This window comes from Pseudomonas sp. NFACC13-1, from assembly GCF_900104425.1.
Classification (GTDB): domain Bacteria; phylum Pseudomonadota; class Gammaproteobacteria; order Pseudomonadales; family Pseudomonadaceae; genus Aquipseudomonas; species Aquipseudomonas fluorescens_AA.
Genome location: NZ_FMXV01000010.1, coordinates 173,954 through 195,242 on the forward strand (window position 1 = coordinate 173,954; position 21,289 = coordinate 195,242).

Genomic DNA, 21,289 nt, shown 5'->3' on the forward strand with positions numbered 1-21,289 from the left:
ACCCCATTGATTCGCGTCGTTTACCAGACGCCGATTTGCACCACTTTCTCCGCCTCCGGCTCACCATAACGAAACCGTTGGCCACGCAGGTCGATCTCTGTGTGGCTGATGGTGGTGCGCCGCTTCAGCCCGCGCAGCCACTCGAACAGATACCCCAGATGGGTTTCGCGGACCTCGGCAAAGGCCGGGTCGCTGCCCAGGTCGTGCAGTTCCTGCGGGTCGTTTTCCAGGTCGAACAGCTGTGGACGAAAGCCGTCATAGGCCAGGTACTTCCAGCGTTCGCTGCGCACCATGGTCATGCGGCAGCGGTCGATGGGTTGTGCCAGACGCTCGCGGGCCGGGGCCTGGAAGGCGTAGTCGTATTCGGAGATGGCGTAGCGGCGCCAAGTGATGTCGTGAGCGTGCAACAGCGGGATCAGCGAACGGCCTTCCAGGCGGTGGTCGGCAGCGGGCAGGCCCAAGGCGTCGAGGAACGTCGGCAGGGCGTCGATGGTTTCGACCAGGCGTGCGTCCACCGTGCCACGGCTGATATCGGCGGCGGCCCGCGGGTCACGCACGATCAGCGGCACGCCCACCGCAGGCTCCAGCAAAAATTCTTTCTCGCCCAGGAAGTGATCGCCGAGGAAGTCGCCATGGTCGCTGGTGAACACGATCAACGTGTCCTCCCAGCGGCCATTGCTTTGCAGAAAATCGAACAAGCGCCCGAGTTGATCGTCGATCTGTCTGATCAGCCCCATGTAGGTGGGAATCACCGTGAGCCGCACCTCGTCACGGGAAAAATTCAGGCTTTCCTGATGCTGGCGGAACGCTTGATACACCGGGTGATCGCTGGTTTGCCCAGGCTGTATGGGCGTCTGGATATGCTCGGCGCCGTACAACGCGTGATACGGCGCCGGGGCGATGTAGGGCCAGTGCGGCTTGATGTAGGACAGGTGCAGGCACCACGGTCGCTCGGCTTGCTCGTGGATAAAGTCGATGGCGCGGTCGGTGGTGTAGACGGTTTCCGAGTGCTGCTCGGCGACTCGCGCGGGTCGCCCGGCGTTGCGCATGTGCCAGCCGCTGAGCACCTCGCCGTTTTCACCTTCTGCCGCGTTCGCCCATTCGTGCCATGGGTTGGTGCCGTTGTAGCCCTGCTCGCGCAGGTAATGGGTATAGGGCGCGGACTCGCGTTTGTCTTCGAACAGCGGGCTGTCGGGGTAAATGCCATCGTGACGAAAGTAGGCGTCGAAACCGACTTCATTCAGCGGCTCGGCCTGCGCGCTGTCCGGGTCGATGTTCAGCCGCTGCAAGGCCTCCAGGTTGGGCGTGGCGTGGGTCTTGCCCACCAGCGCCGTGCGGATGCCATGGGGGCGCAGGTAGTCGCCGATGGTCAGTTCTTCCAGGGGCAACGGTACCGCGTTCCACGCCACCTGATGGCTGCTGACGTAGCGCCCGGTATAGGCCGACATGCGCGAGGGGCCGCAGATGGTGCCCTGGGTATAGGCGCGGCTGAAACGCACACCGGCGGCGGCCAGGCGGTCGATGTTCGGTGTGTGCAGATGGGCGTGGCCGTAGCACGACAGGTAATCGCGGCGCAGTTGGTCGCACATGATGTACAGCACGTTGCGGACGGTTTTAGGGGCAGGCATGAGGCTTCACCAAGTGGAGGACAGGTGAGTTTTTTCGCCGTTCGGAGGGTAGGCTGGCAAGTGCATTTGGGGACTGGGTTTGATGCAGTCAATGCATCGGTGTTGCTGCCAGCGCTTTCGCGAGCAAGCTCGCTCCCACATTTGGAATGCGTACAATTGTGGGAGCGAGCTTGCTCGCGAAAGCGCCACTTCAGACAGCGACGTTCTCCAGTGCGCACACCTCCTCATCCAGCTCATCGATCTGCTTGATCTGCTCGATCATCGCCTCCGCCAACGGCGACAAGCGATACCCCGCACGACTGACGATGCCATAGCGGGTGTAACGCTCCTCCAGGTCTTCGGCCAGGCCATCGATCGTCAGGCACACCAATTCGCCGCGAGCCATGTGCAATACATCACTGTTGGCGCTGACGATGCCGATGGCGTCGGAACGCAGCACCACGCCCATCAGGCTGTAGCCGTTCTCGCATTCGACGTTGGGCAGGTAATCGGGCCGCCCACTGAGATCGACGATGACCTTGCGCAGGTTCGGCGGGCGGATGGTCACGGCCAGTGGGTAACTCATCAGTTGCACGGCCGTCACGCTGGGTTGCTGTGCCAGCGGGTGGCCGGCGCGGCAGCAGAAATACCATTTGCGCGGCCGCAGGCGGTAGGTGTGGTAGTCCGGGTGGGCTTCGAAGTGGCGGGTGTCGGCGACGAAGAATTCGAATTCTTCGCTGAGCAGGCGCTTGCCCAGGCTTTGCCAGTCATCCACCTGGAACTGCACGCGGGCCTTGGGGTAGCGCCCGATAAAACTGCCAATGGCCCGTGGTATCAACCCCGCCGCCGGCGCCGGACCGCAACCGAAGCGCAATTCGCCGGCTTCCAGACCATTGAATTGGCTGATCTCGTTGGCCAGTTGCTGCGCGCCACTGACCAGGCGCCGGGCATGTTCAAGCAATACCTGGCCTTGCTTGGTGGGCGCCAGGTCTTTGCGGCCGCGATCCACCAGTTGACATCCGGCGCTGTGCTCCAGGGCCTGGATACTGCGACTGAACGCCGACTGCGACAGGTTCACCGCCAATGCTGCCGCGACAAAACTGCGTTGTTCGGCAAGGGCGATGAAGTGGCGAAGTTGGCGCAGATCGATATGCATTTTTCACATCAAAAATATCGGGGAAATGCATTGGCTATGCATTAGGTCGACTCCTTATAAAGGCTATCTCTTATGCAGTAAATGTTCGTAAAAATATAAATAAATAACCTTATGGAATATCTGATGGTGGATATTTCCGGGTTCCGGAGCCGCTTATGAGTCTGTTGAAGCCCGCTGTACCTTGCTCTCCCTGGAAGTTCAAACGCCTGCCCCTGGCCATGTTGCTGGCCGGCAGTGCCAGTTGGACATCCAGCCATGCAGCCGAACCGGCACCCTCGGGTGAAAGCGCCAGCGGCCAACTGGAAACCGTCACGGTGACCGCCCGGCGGCGTACGGAAAGCGCCCAGGAGGTGCCCACGCCGATGAGCGTGATCGGCGGCCAGGCGCTGGAAAGCCAGCGGGTCTATCGGATTCAGGATTTGCAGCAACTGGTGCCCAGCGTCAACGTGGCCTACATGCATGCGCGCCAGTCCAGCGTGTCGATTCGCGGCCTGGGCAACAACCCGGCCAGCGACGGGCTGGAAGGCAGCGTAGGCTTGTATATCGACAACGTGTACCTCGGCCGGCCGGGTATGGCGGTGTTCGACCTGATGGACATCGAACAGCTCGAGGTGTTGCGTGGTCCCCAGGGCACGTTGTTCGGCAAGAACACCACGGCCGGGGTGATCAATATCAGCACCCGTGCGCCGAGTTTCACTCCGGAGCGCAGCATCGAAACGTCCCTGGGCGAGGACGGTTACTTCCAGACCAAGGGCACGATCTCCGGCCCGCTGACCGATGAACTGGCGGGGCGTTTCTCGGCCTATCGCACGCGCAGCGACGGCGACATCAAGAACGAATACGACGGCCATGACCTCAACGGTGGCTCGCGCCAGGGCTTTCGCGGGCAACTGCTGTACAAGCCCAGCGAAACGTTCAACCTGCGCTGGATCGGTGACTACAACGAAGAGGATTCCAGCGCCGGCACCCGTGTGTTGTACAGCACCGGGCCGACCATCAATGGCACCAACCTCTACCAGTCGCGGGCGGCCGCTGCGGGGGCCACCCTGGTCGACGGCACCCATCGCAAGGTCAACCTGGACAGCGACCAGCGCGTCACCGTGTTCCAGGGCGGCACCTCGCTGGAAGCCAACTGGACGTTGCCCAGCGATTTCACCCTGACCTCGGTCAGTTCCTATCGCTTCTGGAATTTCACCCCGCGCAACGATGATGGCCTTGACGTGCCGGCGTCCTATAACGGCGGCGTATCGGTGGAAGACAAACAGTGGTCCCAGGAATTTCGCCTGGCATCGCCCACGGGTGGCTTCTTCGACTACGTGCTGGGCGCCTATTATTTCGGCAACTCGCTGGACAACAAATCCTTCGTCTCTTACGGGCCCCAGGCGGATATCTGGAACGGCACGCCAGCAGGCGCGCTGGCCAACGTCAGTACCGTGGGCAACGGGCACATCCGCACCGACAGTTTCGCCCTGTTCGCCCAAGGCACCTGGCACCTTACCGAGCGCCTGGATTTCACCGCAGGCTTGCGCGGTACTTATGAAGAAAAAAGCGCCTGGGTGACGCGTAACAGCCCAGTGGGCGGTGCGGCCGTCACGGGCGCTGCCGCGACGGCTCGCCGTAACCGTACCGGCGCCTATGACTCCGGCGACCTCACGCAATACAGCGCCAGCCCTTCGGGCTTGCTCAACCTGAGCTACCGCTTGAACGACAACCTGCTGGGCTACGCGACCTTGTCCCACGGCGAGAAGTCCGGTGGGGTCAACCTCGTGGTCGGCTCCGCACCGACTGCCGGGGCGGACTCGCTGCTGGTCGGCACCGAGCGGGCCAACAACGCCGAGCTGGGTTTCAAAAGCACGTTGTGGGACCGGCGCCTGCAGCTCAATGCCAACCTGTTCTGGACCCAGGTCAACGGCTACCAGACCAACGCCTATGACCAGGACAATCGCGTGCAGTACCTGACCAACGCAGGTTCCGTGCGCTCGCGCGGCGTGGAAGTGGAAAGTACCTGGGTGCCGATCAAGGGCCTGACGCTGAACCTCAACGGCTCGTTCAACGATGTACGTTACCTGAGCTACAAGGATGCGCCGTGCCCACCGGAAGTCAGTCTGCGCCCAGGAGCGCCGGCTTCCTGCGACCTGAGCGGGCACCCAGTGGTAGGGGCGTCGAAGTGGATCGCCAATGCCAACGGCGAGTACAAGTGGAATCTGGACAGTGGCTTCGAGCCCTACGTCACCGGCAGCTATGCCTTTCGCTCCAAGGCCGTGGGCACGGTGGAGGATTCCGACTACGGACAGATTCCTGCCTATGCGGTGGTCAACCTGTCCACCGGCTTGCGCGGCAATTATGAGCAGGGACAGTGGGACGTGTCGTTGTGGCTGAAAAACGCCTTCGACAAAACCTACTACACCACCCTGTGGACCGGCGGTAACGGCGGTTACGAAGGCCTGTTGGGGAGCCCGCGCACGCTAGGGGTGACCGGGCGCTACGACTTCTAGCCCATGGGATAGGTGGCCGGGTTCAACACCCGTGCCACCCGCAGCATGGTCAGCGCCGTCACTCGTGTGCGCAAACAACCTGTCGAGCCATGCCTTTAATGAATATTTTGCATGCCTGAAAAAGCATCGAAAAATTGTGTCTCGGCGCCAGGCCACGCGGGCCGCGGCTTTAGCGTGTGCGTGAGTTTCAATTATTCATTTTGGGTATATGTATAACTTTAAAGATTACTTTAAGAGATAAGCGTCTAGCCCCGATCATTTAGCCCTCGACGGCCTTCCACGCAGGCCTGTCGATTTCTGTTTCAAAAACCGTAGGGAGTGAATCAATGGGCAATGTCCAGGCCGCCGCCAGTGCACACGAGGCGCAATGGCGCCAGGCACCGGGTGGTGAGTTGGTCGACCTTGGCCGGCCGCACCGTGCGCCGTTGGGGCAGCTGCGCTTGCAGCGTTCCCCCAGGCGCTTTTCGAGTCGGCGCGAAGGGATTCTGCTGGGGTTGCTGGTATTGGCCCTGCACGGTGCGGTGATTTATTGGGTGAGTCAGAAGCCGACCCCGGTGCTGCCGATCGTGCCGCCGGAAATCCCACCGATGACCATCGAATTTTCCCAGCCCGCGCCGCCGGTGGTCGAACCGCCGCCGTCCGTGCCGCCACCGCCGCCTGTGGTCGAGCCACCGCCGCCAGTCGTGGATGAGTTGGCCGCCAAGCCGGCGCCGAAAAAGATTCCGAAACCCAAGCCGGTACCCAAGCCTGTGCCTAAGCCGGTCGCCAAACCGGTGGAGCAACCGCCTGCGCCTCCCACGCCTGCGCCACCGGTTCCCGCGCCAGTCGCAGCCCCTGCACCGGCTCCGGTAACCCCCGCTTCGGCCAACGCCGCGTATCTGAAGAACCCGGCGCCCGAATACCCGTCATTGGCCCAGCGCCGGGGTTGGGAAGGCACGGTGTTGTTGCGGGTACAGGTACTGGCCAGCGGCAAACCGGGTGAGATCCAGATCCAGAAAAGCAGCGGTCGCCAGCAACTGGACGACGCCGCGCTGGCCGCCGTGAAGCGTTGGAGCTTTGTGCCGGCCAAGCAGGGCGATGTGGCCCAGAACGGCTGGGTCAGCGTACCCATCGATTTCAAGATTCACTAACTATTGCTGCGGTGTGTTGCACACGCCGCGATCTGTTCAGAGGGAAAACATCATGGCATTAGCATCTCCACTTGAATCCATCGAAAGCGCGGTGATCTGGCTGCTGGTGGCCTTTTCGGTCGCGACTTGGGGCCTGGCCTTGCTCAAGGGCGTGCAGTTCGGTCGCCTCAAGGCCCAGGATCGCAAGTTCCACAAACAGTTTTGGGCGGCGTCGAGCCTCGAGTCGGCCGCTGAACTGGCCGAAACCCAACCCGGCGCCGCTGCCCGTGTGGCCCAGGCCGGTTATGCCGCGATCCAGGTCGGTGACGCCCCCCACGCTGCCGACCTGAGCCAGGCCATCAACCACCAGGACCGCCTCGAACGCGCCCTGCGCCAACAGATCGTCCGGGAGCGCCGTTCCCTGGAAACCGGCCTGGCCGTGGTCGCCAGTATCGGCAGCACCTCGCCGTTCATAGGCCTGTTCGGCACCGTTTGGGGAATCATGGAAGCGCTCAAGGGCATCAGCGCTGCCGGCTCCGCCAGTCTGGAAACCGTAGCGGGGCCGATTGGTGCGGCGCTGGTCGCCACGGGCGTGGGTATCGCCGTCGCGGTTCCCGCGGTGTTGGTCTACAACTATTTCCTGCGTCGCCTGAAGCTCACGGCCGCCGACCTCGACGACTTTGCCCACGACTTCTACAGCCTCGCGCAGAAAAACTCATTTCGCGTACTGCTGCACCCAACGCTGAACAAAGCCCGTGCCGGCAACCCGCAGAAAGTGAAGGAGGCGTCCTGAGATGGCTTTCTCCACACAAGACAATGATGAGGTGCTGAGCGAGATCAACGTCACGCCACTGGTGGACGTGATGCTGGTGCTGCTGGTGGTGTTTATCGTCACCGCGCCGCTGCTGACCAACGCCATTCCCATCAATTTGCCAAAGACCGAGTCAGTGGCACCCGTGGAACAGAAAGACCCGCTGGTGGTGAGCATTGACGACAAGGGCAAGGTGTTCATCAACAAGGACGAGATCCAGGCGGATCTGCTGGAGTCGAACCTGCAAGCCGCCAAGGCGAAAAACCCGGATGTACGCGTACAACTGCAGGCGGACAACGGGGTGAACTATGGCGAGGTTGCCCGGGCCATGGCGTCCATCGAGCGTGCGGGGATCAGCAAGTTGTCGGTGATAACGGCGAAATAGGATCGGGCGCTGGTCTTGGGTTCTTGGTGTACATCTCTCGAACGACGGGCGACACAGAACGTTTGACCGAACGCCAAGTGGCTAACTAGAGTGGATAACCGTACGGCCGCCGACTGCCCTGGACATCCAAATGAGCGATTTATCCCTGCTGCTTGCCTTCGTCGCTGCTGCGTCAGTGCTCACCGTGACGCCCGGCGTGGACACCGCCATGGTGCTTCGCGCTACAGCGACTGGCGGTCGACGTTCGGCGGCGATGGCTGCTATCGGTATCGTGCTCGGATGTCTGGTGTGGGGAGCCGCGGTGTCACTGGGGCTCGGTGCCCTGTTGCAAGCTTCGGAGTGGGCTTACCTCGCGCTGAAAATTGTCGGTGCCGCGTATCTCGTCTGGCTGGGTGTAAAACTGCTGTTGCGACCCAGGACGACGCTGCAAGGGCAGGGGAACGAGAACATGACGGCCTCTGCGCGTGGCGCCTTTGTTCGCGGTTTACTGACGAACCTGCTGAACCCCAAGATAGGTGTCTTCTACATCACGTTCCTCCCCCAGTTTGTCCCGAGTGGCGCGAGCGTGGCCAGCTACTCCTTCTTCCTTGCGGTGCTACACGTGCTGTTGACGCTGGCCTGGTTCGGCATTCTGGTAGCGGCGACGGTGCCACTGAGCAATTTCCTGAAGCGCCCGGCGGCCCTGAAGGCGCTCGACCGGCTCACGGGCGGTGTTTTTGTCGCGTTTGGGCTCAAGTTGGCTGTTTCCAATCCCGCTTGAGCCCAATGCCGCACTGCATGTCGATGGACGCTTGAATGTCATCGACGGCTTGGGCGCGGGAAGAGGCCCGCCATGGTGGAAGAGCCCCTTCGAAAAGTGAAAAGGCTCGATGCAGGAAACCGTTGAAGCGAGCGGCATCACGCCGCAGCCCTGCCTGTTGACCGCCAATCAGGCACAGATGGGCCACTTGACCAATCACTTCCGCTTCGCCTGGCATAGGGATCCAGCGGCGGCACGTCCGTATCGCGAAGTCCAGTCGTCTTGTGTCAACACGCTGCTGAAACTCGCTTGCCAACGGATCGTGCAGCGACCAGGCCCGGATGGAAACCTCCCGCCCAGGTTGTTTCTCCGCGGCAATGTTTAAATAGCGTTTCAAGATTTCGCCCGCGCTGCGACCCTGGGCCGCATAGGCGAGCATACGCTCCGTGTAGTCTTCTTCCCAGGCGGCCAGCAAGGTGCGGACAAAATCTTCGCGATTGCGGAAATGGTGATAGAACGATCCCCGGGTCACACCCAATCGGCGCGATAGACTCTCGGCCGAAACGCCAACATGCCCTATTTGGTCGAGGGCCTCAAAACCAGCCGCGATCCAATGGTGACGAGTCAGTTTTTTCACCCGTTATTTCGCTCCAGAGTGAGCGCCATACAGACTGTGTATGGTGCGTAACCGGTTGATACGCTGCGAACACCCACAAAGATGGCCGTTGCGTTTTGCACGCCAGCACTTTCCATGGAGCTCGCCTTGAAGAAAATCGTTCTGGTTGCTTTCGACCAATTCACGGATATCGACCTGTTCCTGATGTGGGACATTCTAGGCCGCAACACTGAGGACTGGCACGTCCGAATATTGGCTTCCAGTGCTGTCGTGCATTCGGCGCACGGTCTGCCTGTTTCGGTGCACGGTCCGCTTTCCGAGGCCAATAGTGCCGACGCGGTATTGTTCGTCAGCGGCAGGGAAGGGGTACCCGCTGCACTTGCCGATCCAGATTTCCTGCCGTCGTTTGAACTTGACGCCAGGCGCCAGCGAATCGGCTCCCTATGCGCCGGTGCTTTCATTCTCGAACGGCTTGGGTTGCTCAATGGCCAGGCAACTACACACCCGGATGCACGAGCGGGCTTGCAAGCGCTGGGACTCGAGCCCGTGGACCTGCCTCTTGTATGCCAGGGAAACGTTGCAACCGCGGGCGGATGCCTTTCGGCACTCTATCTGGTGGGATGGTTGGTTGAATCCTGGTTCGATGTCGACAAGCGCCGTGCGACGTTGGGTCCTGTTCTGCCCGCTGGGCAGCAAGCGCTCTATGATGCCTTGATCGAGCTCAGTATCCGGCAAGGAAAAGTGGGCGCCTCAACAACATCCAGCCACTTCTGAACCAGACACGCACCCACCGGGCGACAAGGAGCGTTTTACGACAAACCATCGCAACCAGAAACGCGACATGGCATGTCGTCCAATCAGTCGTTAGACCCAGGAGAGATCCCCGATGCCCCGAGAATTTGAGCTCATTGTGTCAGTACCGGTCCCCTTGAGGTCCGGCGTCACCCACCTTTACACGTCGATGGACCTGGCGGACGCTTTTGCGATTCGGCTCCCGGCGGGCACATCCGGCGATCCGGACTTGCTGGCTCGCTTCATTCTTTCTCACCAGCCATCCTGGATCGGATGGCTCATGAGCGTCCGAGACGCTATTGTTGCCTGTTTTGGTCTCAAGACAGCCAGGCACCTGGCATCACTTGCTCATCGGATTGGACCCTTCAAGGTCTACAGCACCAACCAGACTGAAATCGTGTTGGGAGAGGACGACAAGCACCTCGACTTCCGGCTATCGATCCTATGTGCCGGAGAGACAGGGTCAGAAGGCAGTCGCCAACTGGTTTTTTCAACCGTGGTCCAGTGCCACAACCGACTAGGCCGGGCCTACATCTTCGTGATTGCCCCCTTTCACCGCTTGGTTGTCAGGGCCAGCCTCCTGCGTGCGGCGCGCGTCGGTTGGCCTCTGGCGACCTGCCCCTGAGGCGGATCAACGCCTATTCTTTGGGAAGCTATCCGAAATCAAGCTGGATGCCGCGCTCGCCCATCCAGGTGTTGTAGCCGGTGTGACCTTGTGGGGCGCTCGGTTGGCTGAAATCCTCCACGGCCACGAGCGAAGCGGGCACGTTGCGACTATGCTCATTGCCACTGCAGGCAATGTATGGGTTTCCAGTGATCGGCCGCCAAGGGAAGGAGTCTGTATGTGTCTGGTTCTACATGTCCGGTTCTATCGTTGGAATGACCGAATGAGCAATCTGGTAACAGATGTCCATCGGCGCATTTTGATCCCTGGGCGACCTATCGTCAGTTCGTGAGCACCCATTCACAGGGACGACGATCTCCAATCGGCAGTCCGATTTCTCCAAACCAGATCAAGCAGTCGATCCAGGCTGTCGACAGGTGCAAGTGGATGACTTTTGGTAAATCCCAAGGACGATGGAGAACAATATGAACACCAAACCGATCCACAAAATCTTGTGGCACTTCGCTGGCTGCGTGACCGGGCTGGCGATGGTTGCCGCCAATCCAGCCCACGCTGCCGACAGCGGCATCGCCCGCGCCCCTACCGCAAGCCATAGCATTGCTTTCAGCAACTCCTACGCAGGCAGCGATTTCCGCAAGGTGATGGTGCGCAACTGGCAGGAGATTGCGGCCCAGGCGCAGAAGGATGGCTTGATCCGCGAGGCTCCGGTGGTCAGCGCGAACAACTCGGCGTCGGAACAAGCGGCCCATATCCAGGACCTGGTCGTCAAGGGCGTGAACGCCATCGTCATCCTGGCCGCGTCCGACACGGCCCTCAACGGGGTGATCCGCGACGCCTGCGACGCCGGCATCGTGGTGGTGGTCATGGCCAGCCTCGTCACCGAAAACTGCGTCTATACCGTGGATTACAACTGGTCCGCCATGGGCCGCGTGGAAATGGATTATATCGCCGAGCGCCTCAAGGGGAACGGAACGCTGCTGGAGATCCGCGGCATTGCCGGCGATGCCACCGATAAAAACATCAGCGACGGCATTCGCAAGGCCGCCAGCGACTATCCGGGCCTGAAGTTCGCCAAGACCGTCTATGGCAACTGGACCGCTTCCGTCGCACGCAAGGAGGTGGCGCTGGCGCTGCCGTCGCTGCCCGGCATCGATGCCGTCGCGACCCAAGGGGGCGACGGTTATGGCGCGGCCATGGCGTTCAAGGCGGCAGGACGTCCTTTGCCGATCATCGTGATGGGAAATCGCCAGGACGAACTGGCCCTGTGGAAACAGGAGCGCGATGCCAATGGCTACGAGACCGTCTCGGTCTCCGCCTCCCCAAGCGTCTCCCAGGTGGGGTTCTGGGTGGCCCAGCAGATTCTGGCGGGCAAGCAGGTGCCGAAGTTCGTCGAGGTGCCCCTGGTGCGTATCGATGGGAAAGACCTGGACACCTGGCTCGCCACTATGCCGGTGGGCGGCGCCGCCAATCCTTCCTATGACCAGGCTTCCGTCGTGGCGATGATCGACGCGGCCATCAACCATACGGCGCCGCCGACGCCTCTGCCGGAGGTGACGAAGCCGTAGTGGCGGACGGGGGGCGCGGCGCCATGTCGACATTCAGACCCGCGACGGACAGGCCCATTGCCGTCAGGATTGGCCTGGCGGTCGCCGCGCTGGTGTTCCTGATGCTGGCGGTGTCGCTGGTGAACCTCTACGGCCTGCGCGGCATGGTCCGTGCGGTGGACTCCGCCAGCCATTCCGCGGAAATTCTCGCCTCGGTCAACGGTGCCACCGGGCGGGTGGAGAACTTCATCGCCACCCGCGACCAGGAAAGCCTGTCCCAGGCCGAAGGCATGGTGGCGACGGCGATCGCCGGCCTCTCGGCCATTGCGGTGGCAGAGGCGCAATCGCTCAAGGGCAGTCTGGAAAGGCTCGCGACGGCGATCGCCGCCTTGCGGGCAGCAAGCCTGGCCATGGATGGCGAAACGGAGAACATGACGGCCCACTACAGCCGGATGCGAGAGGCGACGATCCTCGTCGAACAGGGCATTGCCGATGGGTTGAAGGGGCTTGAGTCCCGCACCGCTGAGCACGAGGCGCGGGTGAGCGACATCGAAAGCGCCCATCGCATCCTGGATATCCTGCGCAACGGCGAACGGATCATCACCGCCAATGTGGCCAGGATGCTGGTGACCGGTGACGGGGCGGCCGCCATTGCGGCGCGCAACACCAGCGCGGCACTCCGGCCCGTGGTCGAACAATTGCGCGAGTTGATGGGGACACCGCAGCAGAGAGAGGCCCTGGACCAGTTGGCCGCCGCGCTCGACGCGGCCAGCGTGGCGCTCGGGCATCTTGGCGAGGCGCCCAAGCTCCGGGGAGGCGAGGCCTTGCGGTATCTCGCCGCCATTGGGGAGACGGCCGAGCGCCTCGAGACAATGTTGGAGGAAGTGGAAGGGCACGTTGTCCATGACGCCAGCGACATTCAGGCAGCAACCGGTTTGCTGCAAAATGCCGCCGCATTGTCCAAGCGTTTCGCCGAGCGTGTTGCCACCCTGGAGGCGCAGACCTTGTCGTTTCGCCTGTCACCGTCGGCCGAGGTCGCCGACGCTGTCGACCACATCCTGGACGAGCTCTCCCGGCTCTCTCGGGTTCTCCCGGCATCCGTAGGACTGCAGGCCAAGGCAACGCCCCTGACGGTCAGCGATCAGATCGCCGGCTACCGGGCGGCATTCGCCAGGTTCCATCAGGCGAGCAACGCCTTGAGCGACGCGCGCGACCAGGTTCGCAACGAGGCACGGAGCGCCGGCCTGCTGGTGGCGCGTTTCGCCGGTCAAGCGCGCTCCGACGCCTTGGTCCACAACGATCGCGGCATGCTTGCGACGATCGTCGCAGGGACCGTCGCCATCCTGTTGGCCGGCGCCATCGCCTGGAGCACGTCGCGATTTGTCGCTCAACCCATCGTGGCCCTGGCCTCGGTCATGCGCCGGCTTGCGGCTGGCGACCTGAACGCCGAGATCGCCAGCGCCGGACGCGGCGACGAGATTGGAATCATGACCCGCGCCGTACGGGTGTTCCAGGAAAATGCCCTGCGCATCCGGGTGTTGGAGGCCGAAGCCGAGGCCGAGCGACAGCAAGTCCAGGCCTCTTTGGAAAGAATGGTCGCCGAACGGACCGACACGCTGCACCACCAGACCGAGGTGCTGGAGGCACAGGCCATCGAGCTCATTCAGGCGCGCAACCAGGCCGAGGCGGCTAACCAGGCAAAGAGCGATTTCGTGGCCACGGTCAGCCACGAACTGCGCACCCCCCTGACCCTCATTCTCGCCCCGCTGGAGCAGCTCTCGGCGGCGACCGCCCCGCCAACGGACTGGCATGTGCAAATAGACCGCGCCCAACGCAACGCGTTGCGCCTGATGAACCGGGTGAACGACATCCTCGATTTCTCCAAGGCTGAAGCAGGCAAGTTCGAGTTGTGCCCAACGCCCATTGACTTGAACAAGGTGGTGGGCGTGCTGGCCGAAGACGCCGCCATGGTTGCCGAGGGCAAGGGCTGCACCTTGACTTGCAGCATCGATCCCACGCTCGGCACGGTGTTCCTGGATCCCCAACACTTCGAGAAGATTCTTCTCAACCTGGTGAGCAATGCCATCAAGTTCACACCGGCCGGCGGCACGGTGCACCTGGCTGTCACGCCGCTCGATGGCGAGCGATTTGAACTCGCGGTGCAGGACTCGGGGATTGGCATTGCGCCTGATAAACTGCCGCTGCTGTTCCAGCGTTTTTCCCAGATCGACAATTCCGCCACGCGGCACTACAGCGGCACAGGCATCGGTCTCGCCCTGGTCAAGGATCTGGTCGAATTGATGGGGGGGGAAGTCGGTGTCAACAGCGAGCCCGGACGGGGTTCGTGCTTCTTTGTTCGACTTCCGCTGGGGATCGAGCCCAACACCGTACCGACCGAAGCCAGCACGATGCACGAGCGATCGTCATCGAGCACGACAAGCACTACCGAGCAGCGTCATCTGCGTTTCGATGACGGTCGCCTTGGCAGTCGCGACGACCGGGCTTCGATCCAAGGCGCAGACGATGAGCAGCCTCCGGAACATGCCTCGCGATCCAGAGTGCTGGTGGTCGACGACAGCCCGGAGATGCTGGCCTATCTCAGCGAGCTTTTGCGAGACGATTACCTCGTCACCACCGCAACCGATGGCGAGCAGGCCTGGGCGCTGCTGCAGCTTCGACCCTTCGATGTCGTGGTTTCGGATGTGATGATGCCGCAGCTCGACGGTTTCGGCTTGACAGCCAGGATCAAAGCCAGCGCCGGTTTTGCTCATTTACCCGTGATCCTGGTGACCGCCCGTGGCGGTAGCGAGGCCTGCGTCTCCGGGCTGGAGAGTGGCGCCGATGACTACATCGCCAAACCCTTTTCGCCGCTGGAGCTCAAGGCTCGCGTACGCGCGGCGCTGCGCATGGGCCAGGTGCAAACCGAACTGCACGCAAAATCCCGTCAGGCGGGCATGGCCGAAATCGCGACGACGGTGCTGCACAACGTCGGCAATGTTCTCAACAGCGTGAACGTGTCGGCAGAACTGGTCAGCAGCCAGATGCGCACCTCCAAGGCCCAGGGGCTGGGCAAGGTGGCTCAACTGATGAACGAACACGTCCATGACCTGAGCGATTTTCTCACCAAAGACCACAAGGGAAAGATGCTGCCCGACTACCTGCTCAAGTTGGCGGAGGTCGTGGCGGTAGAGCAACAGAGCATCATCGAAGAACTCGGGCAACTCACCAAGGGCATTGACCACATCAAAACCATTGTCGCCGCCCAGCAGTCCTATGCTGTTGCCGTCAGTATTGTCGAGACCGTGCCGGTCGCGGAGTTGATCGACGATGCCTTGCGCATGAGTGCTGGATTGCTGGCACGCCAGGAGGTGACGATGGTCAAGGACATTGCCGACTTGCCCCTGCTGCCGTTGGACCGGCACCGGGTTCTGCTGATACTGGTGAACCTGATCGGCAATGCCAAGCAGGCGCTGGACGGCGTGATCGATCGCAGCCCATGCGTCACGTTCAGCGCGTTCCTCGTTGACGGGGCCGTATTGCGCATCACGGTGGCCGACAACGGCAATGGGATTGCGCCTGAGCACCTGAAACGTATTTTTTCCCACGGTTTCACGACGCGCAAAGACGGTCACGGTTTTGGCCTGCACAGCTGCGCGCTGGCCGCGCAGGAAATGGGTGGCAGCTTGACCGTGCACAGCGACGGGGTTGGGCAGGGCGCAACCTTTACCCTTGATATTCCCCTTGATGCTTCGCTGAGCAAGCGATGAATACCGAACCGATGCCTGCCCGGTCTGGTTGGAGGCTCAAAGGGGAATGTGGGTGGTCGACAAGACCTGGCGCAACCCCATGAATGAGCGAATCTGGCGAACGCCGGGCAGGTAAAGCAGTTGCTCCGCGTGGAGCCGGTTGAAGCTGTTGCTGTCCTTGGTTCGTATCAACATGAAGTAGTCGAATTCTCCCGTCACCACATGGCATTCCATGCAGCCGGACACTTTTTGTGCGGCCGCCTCGAATGCGGCGAAGGATTCCGGTGTGGAACGGTCCAGCACCACGCCGATCAAGACCACCATCCCCGCATCCAGCGCTTCATTGTCCAGCAGTGCGACGATGTCCTTGATCAGGCCGACCTGCTTGAGTCGTTCGACACGCCTGAGGCAAGCCGGGGCACTCAGTTTCACCTTCTCTGCAAGTGCCACGTTGGAGATCGAGGCATCTCGTTGCAGGACCTTGAGAATCGCGCGGTCGGTTCGATCCAGTGGATGCGGCACCGGGGCCGAAGCAGTCGGCTTCTTGTGAGTATTTGTTGCTTTCATATTGAATTCCGAGCATTAAAAATAGGTTTTATGTACTTTAGTGGAAATTATGTTTTTATAAATGGCAGAAACTTGCAACACATATTTTTCGAATTCTTCTTAATATTGAACTCATCGAAGCCCCTCCTGAAAGAGCCTGGAATGTGGCCTTTTCACTTTCGGTCTGGCGCTTGGATATCCAATATCGAGGAGCAGAGTCATGAACCTGAATCGTTTCAAACGTTATCCATTGACCTTCGGTCCTTCTCCCATCACGCCCTTGAAGCGTCTCAGTGAACATCTGGGTGGCAAGGTCGAGCTGTATGCCAAGCGTGAAGACTGCAACAGTGGCCTGGCCTTCGGCGGGAACAAGACACGCAAGCTCGAATACCTGATTCCCGAAGCGATCGAGCAAGGCTGCGATACCCTGGTCTCTATCGGTGGCATCCAGTCGAACCAGACCCGCCAGGTCGCTGCAGTCGCTGCCCACCTGGGCATGAAGTGCGTGCTGGTGCAGGAAAACTGGGTGAACTATTCCGACGCGGTGTATGACCGGGTGGGCAACATCGAGATGTCGCGCATCATGGGGGCGGACGTGCGGCTTGATGCGGCAGGTTTCGATATTGGTATCCGGCCAAGTTGGGAAAAGGCCATGAGCGATGTCGTGGAGCAGGGTGGCAAGCCGTTCCCGATCCCGGCGGGTTGTTCCGAGCATCCCTATGGCGGCCTCGGGTTCGTCGGCTTTGCCGAGGAAGTGCGGGAGCAGGAAAAACAGCTGGGTTTCAAGTTCGACTACATCGTGGTCTGTTCCGTGACCGGCAGTACCCAGGCCGGCATGGTCGTCGGTTTCGCCGCGGACGGCCGTTCGAAGAACGTGATCGGTATCGATGCCTCGGCCAAGCCAGAGAAAACCAAGGCACAGATCCTGCGTATCGCCCGGCATACCGCGGAATTGGTGGAGTTGGGCCGCGAAATCACCGAAGAGGACGTGGTGCTCGATACGCGGTTCGCCTATCCGGAATACGGTTTGCCTAACGACGGTACGCTGGAAGCCATTCGCCTGTGCGGCAGCCTGGAAGGTGTGCTGACCGATCCGGTGTACGAAGGAAAATCCATGCACGGGATGATTGAAATGGTCCGCCGTGGCGAGTTCCCCGAAGGCTCGAAAGTGCTTTACGCGCACTTGGGCGGGGCGCCGGCACTGAATGCCTACAGCTTCCTGTTCCGCAACGGCTGACTCACGCCAATGAGCTGTAGGCGAGCGCTTGCTCACGAAGCGGTGGGGCAGTTGGCATTCATGTTGAATGTCACGGCCTCATCGTCGGATCGCCGCTCGGAGCGAGCCGCTGCAACCCAACCGCCGGGAGTACCGCCATGCATGCGATATCGCAATCCGCAGTCTGGATCAAGGAACCTTCGGCGGATGCCGGGGTGGTCATCGTGACCAGCGCCGCGCTGCCCAAGTACATGATCGACAAGCTGCACGTGACGATAGATGACTGGGACCAGGTGGCTTATCTGGCCGTCAAGCAATCCGAGGCGTTGCTGGTCGACTGGTTGCGGGTCGGGTCCAGCCCGGAGCCGTCCGCCGGGGGCGACGCGTGTTATGCCAGCCAGCTGTTGCGCGCCGTCCCCCACGGCAGCTTTTTACTGGAAGTCGGTACGGTGCCTGGCCTGACCTGGCTGGGATCTGTCTGCGGCCACCCGCTGCGTGTCGTCGAACTGGGAACGATAGCCTCATCCACTGCGGCGATGGATCGACAGGTGGAAGAGGTGCTATCGGCGACCCGGAGTCTGGCGAAAAGCGTGCTGCAGGCGCGCGGCGTCATTTAACCCAGTCCTCGTCAATTCGCCTGTTGAAACCAGAAAGGCAACGCTTATGAGCCGAACCGCCGAGGGGCGTACCCACGCAATGAAGTGGATGCGCGAGCCTTCCAGTTGTACGCGTATCGTGGTCATCGTGAGCGGACTCGATAGCGATCATATCGATTTGATCCATCAGGGGTTCAGCTGTTTCGACAATGTCGCGCTGATCCATGTCGATACGATGAGCACCGCGACGGGCAAGCTCGTTGGCGTGCAAATGGCCAACAGTGACTACAGTTTTGTGGTGCTCGGTGAACTGGATGAGCGCTTCTTGCACGACCTTTCCATTGACCAACCCTGCCTCTACCCGGTCGCACCGGACGAAGCGGCCGAACGCTCCGTCATTGCCGCGGTGGAGCAGGTAAAACGCCTCGCCCGAGGCAGCCACTCGCGCCACCTTGAAGTGATACCCGACATCTGCAGGAGTTGCCTATGAACCTGTCCGATCTCCACGCCCAATGGCCGGGCCCGGCTGCCGAGGACGAAGAAATGGCCGAGTGGCGTGAGGCTTTGCTCTCTGTCGCGGCCCATGGCGGCACGGGCCGGGCAAGACAGATCCTCGACATGCTGCTGGCTGTGGCAAGCACTTCGGACATCGGCTGGCGGCCGCGCCATGGCACCCCTTACATCAATACCATCAGCGTTGAGCGGCAACCGGTGTTTCCCGGGGACCTGGCCATCGAAGAGCGTCTGGCATCGATCATGCGCTGGAATGCCCTGGCGATGGTCGCCCGGGCCAATCACGCCTATGGGGAGTTGGGCGGACACATCGCCAGTTACGCCAGCGCGGCGGATCTGTTTGAAGTGGGCTTCAATCACTTCTTCAAGGCGCGCACCCCAACCGGCGGCGGCGATCTGGTGTTCTACCAACCCCACTCGGCGCCAGGCGTCTATGCCCGGGCGTTCCTCGAGGGACGCCTGGAGGAAAAGGATCTGCAGCACTATCGGCAGGAGATCGGCGCGCGCACCAATGGCGCCCGGGGGTTGTCGAGTTATCCGCATCCCTGGTTGATGCCGGACTTCTGGCAGTTCCCGACGGGCTCCATGGGGATCGGTCCGATCAGCTCGATCTACCAGGCGCGTTTCATGCGTTACCTGGAACACCGCGGCCTGCAAAAGACCTCGGGGCGGACCGTCTGGGGCGTGTTTGGCGACGGTGAAATGGATGAGCCGGAAAGCATGTCGGCGTTGACCCTGGCGGCGCGCGAAGGGCTGGATAACCTGGTCTGGGTGGTCAACTGCAACCTCCAGCGCCTGGACGGCCCGGTGCGTGGCAACGGTCGCATCATCGACGAGCTCGAGGCGTTGTTCGGCGGCGCGGGCTGGAACGTGATCAAACTGGTATGGGGTTCCGACTGGGACAGATTGTTTGCCCAGGATAAAGACGGCGCGTTGGTCAGGGCATTGTCGACCACGGTCGATGGCCAGTTCCAGACGTTCGCGGCCAAGGATGGGCGCTTCAACCGTGAGCATTTCTTCGGCCAGGACGAAGCCCTGGCGCATTTGGCCCAAGGCCTGACGGACGAGCAGATCGACCGCCTCAAGCGCGGTGGTCATGACCTGGTGAAGATCTTTGCCGCGTATCAAAGTGCGATGCTCGAGGGCAAGAGACCTACGGTCATCCTGGCCCAGACCAAGAAGGGCTTCGGCATGGGCGACGCCGGGCAAGGCAAGATGACCGTGCACCAGCAGAAGAAACTCGACAGTGAGGCGTTGATCGCGTTTCGCAACCGTTTCAACCTGCCGTTGACCGATGAGCAGGCCATCTCCCTGAGCTTCTTCAAGCCGAGTGACGACAGCGCGGAAATGCGCTACCTGCATGCACGCCGCCAGGCGTTGGGCGGCTACATGCCGGCGCGACCTTCGGCCAGCGAGTCATTGCCCGTACCTGATGTAAATAGCTATGCCGGGTTTGCCATCGCCGCCCAAGGCAAGGAAATGTCCACCACCATGGCCTTCGTGCGGATGCTCAGCGGTTTGCTCCGGGACAAGCAACTGGGCCCGCGCATCGTGCCGATCGTGGCGGATGAAGCGCGCACGTTCGGCATGGCCAGCCTGTTCAAGCAGATCGGCATCTACTCCAGCGTGGGGCAGCGTTACGAGCCGGAGGACATTGGTTCGATCCTCAGTTATCGGGAAGCCCTGGACGGGCAGATTCTCGAAGAGGGCATCAGCGAGGCGGGGGCGATCAGTTCCTGGGTTGCTGCCGCGACCAGCTATTCGGTGCATGGTTTGCCGATGCTGCCGTTCTACATCTATTACTCGATGTTCGGCTTCCAGCGCATCGGCGACTTGATCTGGGCGGCGGCGGATCAGCGGGCCCGCGGTTTTCTGCTCGGTGCCACCGCAGGCCGCACGACATTGGGTGGCGAAGGTCTGCAGCATCAGGACGGCAACAGTCATCTGATGGCGGCGATGGTCCCCAATTGTCGGGCTTACGATCCGGCATTCGCCGGCGAGTTCGCGGTGATCCTGGATCACGGCATGCGCCAGATGCTGGAGCGCCAGGTCGACGAGTTTTACTACGTCACCTTGATGAACGAGAACTACCCGCAGCCCAACCTTCCTGAAGGTGTCGAACAGGCCATTATCCAGGGCATGTATCTGTTCGCCCGGCATGAAGTCGAGGATGCCCGTGGACGTGTTCAGTTGTTGGGTTCCGGCGCCATCCTGCGCGAAGTGATGGCCGCCGCCGAATTGCTGGCGAGCGATTGGGGGATCGACAGTCAGGTCTGGAACGTTACCAGCTTCACCGAATTGGCACGTGATGCTCGTGAAGTGGAGCGCTGGAATCGGCTGCATCCCGGACAACCTGCCAAGCGCAGTCATGTTCAAGAATGCCTCCACGACTCGGCGTCCATCATTGCCTGTACCGATTACGTACGCGCCTTGCCCCAGTTGATTGCCAGCTATCTCGATGGCCATTACACGGTGCTCGGCACCGACGGGTTTGGCCGCAGCGATACCCGCAGCCAACTGCGCAGGTTCTTCGAGGTGGACCGCCACCAGATCGTCCTGAGTGCGCTGACCTCCCTGGTGCATGAGGGGCGTCTGGACGCCAGTGTCTGTGCCAAGGCCATTGCACGCTACGCCATTGACGTTGACGTCGTGGCCCCTTGGGACGCTTGAGGCCGGCTTCAACCTGTGGGAGCGCGCCTGCTCGCGATAGCGGTGGTTCAGTCGCAGGGATGTCGGGCTTGCTGGCCTCATCGCGAGCAGGCTCGCTCCCACAGGTTTTTGTGTCGTGTGCAG

The 21,289-nt window shown here is 61.4% G+C and carries 16 protein-coding genes and 3 pseudogenes; 15 read left to right on the forward strand and 4 right to left on the reverse strand.

Annotation, left to right across the window (positions count from 1 at the left end):
- Positions 1 to 20: 20 nt before the first annotated feature.
- Both BLQ55_RS15055 and BLQ55_RS15060 read right to left on the reverse strand, forming a co-directional pair.
- Positions 21 to 1,628, reverse strand: a complete 1,608-nt coding sequence (locus BLQ55_RS15055; protein WP_092254826.1) for an alkaline phosphatase family protein — start codon at positions 1,626 to 1,628, stop codon at positions 21 to 23.
- 190 nt (positions 1,629 to 1,818) lie between these two features.
- The gene (locus BLQ55_RS15060; RefSeq protein ID WP_092203026.1) at positions 1,819 to 2,763 is read right to left on the reverse strand and encodes a LysR family transcriptional regulator; all 945 of its coding nucleotides are present in this window, start codon (positions 2,761 to 2,763) and stop codon (positions 1,819 to 1,821) included.
- A gap of 155 nt (positions 2,764 to 2,918) precedes the next feature.
- Here BLQ55_RS15060 and BLQ55_RS15065 point away from each other — a divergent pair, with 155 nt between their 5' ends.
- From BLQ55_RS15065 to BLQ55_RS15085, 5 genes are all read left to right on the forward strand, one after another.
- Positions 2,919 to 5,258, forward strand: a complete 2,340-nt coding sequence (locus BLQ55_RS15065; protein WP_092254829.1) for a TonB-dependent receptor — start codon at positions 2,919 to 2,921, stop codon at positions 5,256 to 5,258.
- Positions 5,259 to 5,584: 326 nt separating this feature from the next.
- Entirely contained in the window at positions 5,585 to 6,388 is an 804-nt protein-coding gene (locus BLQ55_RS15070; RefSeq protein ID WP_092254832.1) for an energy transducer TonB, read from the forward strand.
- A gap of 52 nt (positions 6,389 to 6,440) precedes the next feature.
- Positions 6,441 to 7,160 carry a MotA/TolQ/ExbB proton channel family protein gene (locus BLQ55_RS15075; RefSeq protein WP_371128535.1) on the forward strand — a complete coding sequence of 240 codons (720 nt, stop codon included), beginning with the start codon at positions 6,441 to 6,443 and terminating at the stop codon, positions 7,158 to 7,160.
- A 1-nt stretch (position 7,161) separates the two neighbouring features.
- Entirely contained in the window at positions 7,162 to 7,563 is a 402-nt protein-coding gene (locus BLQ55_RS15080; RefSeq protein ID WP_092203032.1) for an ExbD/TolR family protein, read from the forward strand.
- Between the two features lie 130 nt (positions 7,564 to 7,693).
- Positions 7,694 to 8,323 (forward strand): LysE family translocator, encoded by a 630-nt coding sequence (locus BLQ55_RS15085; RefSeq protein ID WP_092254835.1) that lies wholly within the window; start codon positions 7,694 to 7,696, stop codon positions 8,321 to 8,323.
- On the opposite strand, the gene BLQ55_RS15090 is transcribed toward BLQ55_RS15085, so the two are convergent.
- Entirely contained in the window at positions 8,295 to 8,939 is a 645-nt protein-coding gene (locus BLQ55_RS15090; protein ID WP_256326584.1) for a TetR/AcrR family transcriptional regulator, read from the reverse strand. The genes BLQ55_RS15085 and BLQ55_RS15090 overlap by 29 nt on opposite strands.
- A gap of 126 nt (positions 8,940 to 9,065) precedes the next feature.
- On the opposite strand from BLQ55_RS15090, the gene BLQ55_RS15095 reads away from it, so the two are divergent.
- From BLQ55_RS15095 to BLQ55_RS32885, 6 genes and pseudogenes are all read left to right on the forward strand, one after another.
- Positions 9,066 to 9,692: a DJ-1/PfpI family protein gene (locus tag BLQ55_RS15095; protein WP_092254876.1), complete on the forward strand. Its 627-nt coding sequence runs from the start codon at positions 9,066 to 9,068 to the stop codon at positions 9,690 to 9,692.
- Between the two features lie 112 nt (positions 9,693 to 9,804).
- Complete coding sequence (locus BLQ55_RS15100; protein WP_092254838.1) at positions 9,805 to 10,335, forward strand: DUF2867 domain-containing protein; 531 nt, start codon at positions 9,805 to 9,807, stop codon at positions 10,333 to 10,335.
- Between the two features lie 464 nt (positions 10,336 to 10,799).
- A complete protein-coding gene (locus tag BLQ55_RS15105; RefSeq protein WP_092254841.1) occupies positions 10,800 to 11,900 on the forward strand; it encodes an ABC transporter substrate-binding protein in 1,101 nt (366 codons plus the stop codon).
- A 1,286-nt stretch (positions 11,901 to 13,186) separates the two neighbouring features.
- A pseudogene (locus BLQ55_RS32875) lies at positions 13,187 to 14,239 on the forward strand (sensor histidine kinase); the annotation flags it as partial.
- Positions 14,240 to 14,449: 210 nt separating this feature from the next.
- Positions 14,450 to 14,785: pseudogene (locus BLQ55_RS32880) on the forward strand (response regulator transcription factor); the annotation flags it as partial.
- Positions 14,786 to 15,304: 519 nt separating this feature from the next.
- A pseudogene (locus tag BLQ55_RS32885) lies at positions 15,305 to 15,646 on the forward strand (ATP-binding protein); the annotation flags it as partial.
- Positions 15,647 to 15,682: 36 nt separating this feature from the next.
- Here BLQ55_RS32885 and BLQ55_RS15115 read toward each other — a convergent pair.
- Positions 15,683 to 16,192 (reverse strand): Lrp/AsnC family transcriptional regulator, encoded by a 510-nt coding sequence (locus tag BLQ55_RS15115; protein ID WP_092203040.1) that lies wholly within the window; start codon positions 16,190 to 16,192, stop codon positions 15,683 to 15,685.
- Between the two features lie 199 nt (positions 16,193 to 16,391).
- On the opposite strand from BLQ55_RS15115, the gene BLQ55_RS15120 reads away from it, so the two are divergent.
- From BLQ55_RS15120 to mdeB, 4 genes are all read left to right on the forward strand, one after another.
- The gene (locus tag BLQ55_RS15120) at positions 16,392 to 17,408 is read left to right on the forward strand and encodes a 1-aminocyclopropane-1-carboxylate deaminase (RefSeq protein ID WP_060742854.1); all 1,017 of its coding nucleotides are present in this window, start codon (positions 16,392 to 16,394) and stop codon (positions 17,406 to 17,408) included.
- A gap of 137 nt (positions 17,409 to 17,545) precedes the next feature.
- The gene (locus BLQ55_RS15125; RefSeq protein ID WP_092254844.1) at positions 17,546 to 18,004 is read left to right on the forward strand and encodes a transketolase; all 459 of its coding nucleotides are present in this window, start codon (positions 17,546 to 17,548) and stop codon (positions 18,002 to 18,004) included.
- Between the two features lie 46 nt (positions 18,005 to 18,050).
- Positions 18,051 to 18,473, forward strand: a complete 423-nt coding sequence (locus BLQ55_RS15130; RefSeq protein ID WP_092254847.1) for a hypothetical protein — start codon at positions 18,051 to 18,053, stop codon at positions 18,471 to 18,473.
- Positions 18,470 to 21,166, forward strand: a complete 2,697-nt coding sequence (gene mdeB / locus BLQ55_RS15135; protein WP_092254850.1) for an alpha-ketoglutarate dehydrogenase — start codon at positions 18,470 to 18,472, stop codon at positions 21,164 to 21,166. Before BLQ55_RS15130 ends, mdeB begins: the two co-directional genes overlap by 4 nt.
- The last annotated feature ends 123 nt before the right edge of the window (positions 21,167 to 21,289 follow it).

Coding starts and splice junctions, on each gene's coding strand:
- mdeB (WP_092254850.1), top strand. CDS start 18,470: ATGAACCTGTCCGATCTCCACGCCCAATGGCCGGGCCCGGCTGCCGAG.
- BLQ55_RS15075 (WP_371128535.1), top strand. CDS start 6,441: ATGGCATTAGCATCTCCACTTGAATCCATCGAAAGCGCGGTGATCTGG.
- BLQ55_RS15100 (WP_092254838.1), top strand. CDS start 9,805: ATGCCCCGAGAATTTGAGCTCATTGTGTCAGTACCGGTCCCCTTGAGG.
- BLQ55_RS15060 (WP_092203026.1), bottom strand. CDS start 2,763: ATGCATATCGATCTGCGCCAACTTCGCCACTTCATCGCCCTTGCCGAA.
- BLQ55_RS15055 (WP_092254826.1), bottom strand. CDS start 1,628: ATGCCTGCCCCTAAAACCGTCCGCAACGTGCTGTACATCATGTGCGAC.
- BLQ55_RS15080 (WP_092203032.1), top strand. CDS start 7,162: ATGGCTTTCTCCACACAAGACAATGATGAGGTGCTGAGCGAGATCAAC.
- BLQ55_RS15070 (WP_092254832.1), top strand. CDS start 5,585: ATGGGCAATGTCCAGGCCGCCGCCAGTGCACACGAGGCGCAATGGCGC.
- BLQ55_RS15125 (WP_092254844.1), top strand. CDS start 17,546: ATGCATGCGATATCGCAATCCGCAGTCTGGATCAAGGAACCTTCGGCG.
- BLQ55_RS15105 (WP_092254841.1), top strand. CDS start 10,800: ATGAACACCAAACCGATCCACAAAATCTTGTGGCACTTCGCTGGCTGC.
- BLQ55_RS15065 (WP_092254829.1), top strand. CDS start 2,919: ATGAGTCTGTTGAAGCCCGCTGTACCTTGCTCTCCCTGGAAGTTCAAA.
- BLQ55_RS15130 (WP_092254847.1), top strand. CDS start 18,051: ATGAGCCGAACCGCCGAGGGGCGTACCCACGCAATGAAGTGGATGCGC.
- BLQ55_RS15120 (WP_060742854.1), top strand. CDS start 16,392: ATGAACCTGAATCGTTTCAAACGTTATCCATTGACCTTCGGTCCTTCT.
- BLQ55_RS15085 (WP_092254835.1), top strand. CDS start 7,694: ATGAGCGATTTATCCCTGCTGCTTGCCTTCGTCGCTGCTGCGTCAGTG.
- BLQ55_RS15115 (WP_092203040.1), bottom strand. CDS start 16,192: ATGAAAGCAACAAATACTCACAAGAAGCCGACTGCTTCGGCCCCGGTG.